Source organism: Mesorhizobium sp. M2A.F.Ca.ET.039.01.1.1 (assembly GCF_003998035.1).
Lineage (GTDB): Bacteria > Pseudomonadota > Alphaproteobacteria > Rhizobiales > Rhizobiaceae > Mesorhizobium.
In genome coordinates, this window is sequence record NZ_RZRY01000790.1 from 1 (window position 1) to 2,635 (window position 2,635).

3 protein-coding genes are annotated in these 2,635 nt (G+C 63.8%); 1 reads left to right on the plus strand and 2 read right to left on the minus strand.

The annotated features are described in order from the left end of the window. A partial coding sequence (locus tag EOA24_RS33735) for a DEAD/DEAH box helicase (protein WP_133374751.1) occupies nt 1–1,194 on the plus strand: 1,194 nt, incomplete at its 5' end. Between the two features lie 79 nt (nt 1,195–1,273). On the opposite strand, the gene EOA24_RS33740 is transcribed toward EOA24_RS33735, so the two are convergent. Continuing rightward, the gene (locus tag EOA24_RS33740) at nt 1,274–1,882 is read right to left on the minus strand and encodes a hypothetical protein (RefSeq protein ID WP_126082832.1); all 609 of its coding nucleotides are present in this window, start codon (nt 1,880–1,882) and stop codon (nt 1,274–1,276) included. A gap of 248 nt (nt 1,883–2,130) precedes the next feature. Then, the coding region (locus EOA24_RS33745) for an OmpA family protein (protein WP_133374752.1) at nt 2,131–2,635 on the minus strand (505 nt) is incomplete at its 5' end.

Consider the following 2,635-nt stretch of genomic DNA (forward strand, 5'->3'; position numbering starts at 1 on the left):
CTTCTGATCGGCGGCGTCTCCTTCGACGAGCAGGACAAGAAGCTCGAGCGCGGCGCCGACGTGCTGATCGCGACACCTGGCCGTCTGCTCGACCATCGCGAGCGCGGCAAGCTCCTGCTCAACGGCGTCGAGATCCTCGTCATCGACGAGGCCGACCGCATGCTCGACATGGGCTTCATTCCCGACATCGAGCGCATCTGCGAGATGATCCCGTTCACGCGCCAAACGCTGTTCTTCTCGGCGACGATGCCGCCGGAAATCACCAAGCTCACCGAGAAGTTCCTGCACGCGCCGGTGCGCGTCGAGGTTTCCAAGGCCGCCTCCACCGCGACCAGCATCACGCAGCGGCTGGTGAAGTCCGGCAACAAGCCTTGGGAGAAGCGCGAGACGCTGCGCAATCTGATCAAGGCCGAAGACGCCGACCTGAAGAACGCCATCATCTTCTGCAACCGCAAGGTCGAGGTGTCGGAACTGTTCCGGTCGCTGTTGAAGCATGATTTCGATGCCGGCGCGCTACATGGCGACATGGACCAGCGGGCGCGCATGCAGATGCTCAACAATTTCCGCGACGGCAAGCTGCGCTATCTCGTCGCCTCTGACGTCGCCGCGCGCGGCCTCGACATTCCCGATGTCAGCCACGTCTTCAACTACGACGTGCCGATCCATGCCGAGGACTATGTCCACCGCATCGGCCGCACTGGACGCGCCGGGCGCGCCGGCAAGTCCTTCACCATCGCCACCCGCTCCGACACCAAATATGTCGACGCGATCGAGAGGCTGATCGGCACCAAGATCGAATGGCATGACGGCGACTTGTCGACCGTGACCGAAAGCGAAGGCGAGGAGCAGCCGCGCCGCGGCCGCGGCGCGCCGCGTCGCGCCGGCCGCAAGGACGAGGACCGCAAGGATCGCGGCGAGCGCCGGAAGGACCGCCACGCCAAGCGGGACGAGACGCCCGAGCCCGTGCGCGAAGAGCAGCCCGTCGCTGAAGTGGCCGATATCCCCGAACGCCGCGCCCGCAAGGACGCGATCCGTTCCGAGAACGAGCGCAAGGGTTCGGGCAACCGTCACGAGCACCGCGGCGACGCCCGCCCACAGCGCGACCGCCCCGGCCGCCATCGCGAGGAAGACGACGCGACCGTCGGTTTCGGCGACGACGTGCCGGCCTTCATGCGAATTGTCGCGAAAGTCTGAAGCTCCACCTGTAGAAGCAGACATGAAAACGGCCCGGTTTGGGCCGTTTCCTTTTTTGCGCTGGCTGGCACGCCCTGCCCTACATCGGTCCAGGCATCATCTTGGTCGGCTTTTCCAGCATCGGGAACTCGGCCTTGGTGCATTTCACGTTCGGGTTCGTCGGGGTGAACATGCCGTTCGGATTGTCCCTGAACAGCCAGGCATGCAGGTCGTAGTGGACGAACTCCCGCGGGATGAGCGGGTAGTGCCCTTCCATCGGTCCCATGAACTTCTGGCCGAACAGCGTCGGAACCGCCTTCACGTCCGGCGTCAATGGAACCAGCCATTCCACGGCGACCAACTTCAAACCCTTCTTCGTCGGCTCGTAGATCAGGACGTTGGGCTTCATCGGGTCGAGCGGCTTGCCGATGCTCGGGACATTGACGAAATGGACACCCATGGCGCCCTTAGGATAGTACATCGCGCCGTCAATCTTCTCGCCGCCATAGTAGACGCAGCCTTCGGTCGACAGATAGAGGTCGCGGATGGCGGCGGTGTAATCTTCATATTTGGCCAGCGATTTCTTCAGGGCTTCGATATCGGCCTTGCTGGCATCCTCTGCCCGGGCTGTGGCGGCTCCGAGCCATGCGCCCAAAAGGCCAGTCAAAACGAGGACGCCGCAGCGCCCGAGGCGAGCTGTTCTTGTCATGCATTCCTCCCAGATCCTTGATCTGGCCGTGCAAGACCGGGGCGGCAGATGCGATTGCGCGGCCGGTTTGACCGCCCCATCCCCTCTGGAACAGTTGGATGGTAGTCCTTTCCCTGGATTTGGAAAGTATCAATTAGAACAAGCTAATGTCCTACGACCTTTGACCCATCCTTGGACACGCCAACAAAAAACGGCCCCTTACGGGACCGTTTTGCTTCGATGGCGGTGCGCAGTTGGGCGCGGCTCTTTCAGGTGAGCGGCGACAGCTGGATTTCGACGCGCCGGTTCTGCTCGCGGCCGGCGGCCGTGGCATTGGATGCGATCGGGCGCGTCTTGCCGAAGCCGGTGACGGCGAAGCGGCGCTGATCGACGCCCTGGCCGGCGAGATAATTGGCGACGGCGAGCGCGCGGCGCTGCGACAGGTCGAAATTGTGTTCGTCGCCGCCGGTCGAATCGGTGTGGCCGAACACGTCCACCGTGGTCTGGCGGAACTTCTTCAGCACCAGCGCGACCGAATTCAGCACCGGATAGAAGCCCGGCTTCACCGCGTCCTGGTCGACGTTGAAGGTGATGTCGGACGGCATGTTGAGGATGATCTGGTCGCCGCTGCGGGTGACGCTGACGCCGGTGCCCTGCAACTGACGGCGAAGCTCGGCCTCGTTCTGGTCCATGGTCGCGCCGATCGCGCCGCCGGCGAGCGCGCCGATGCCGGCGCCGATCAACGCATTGCGGCGGTCATTGCCGCCCGCGAGC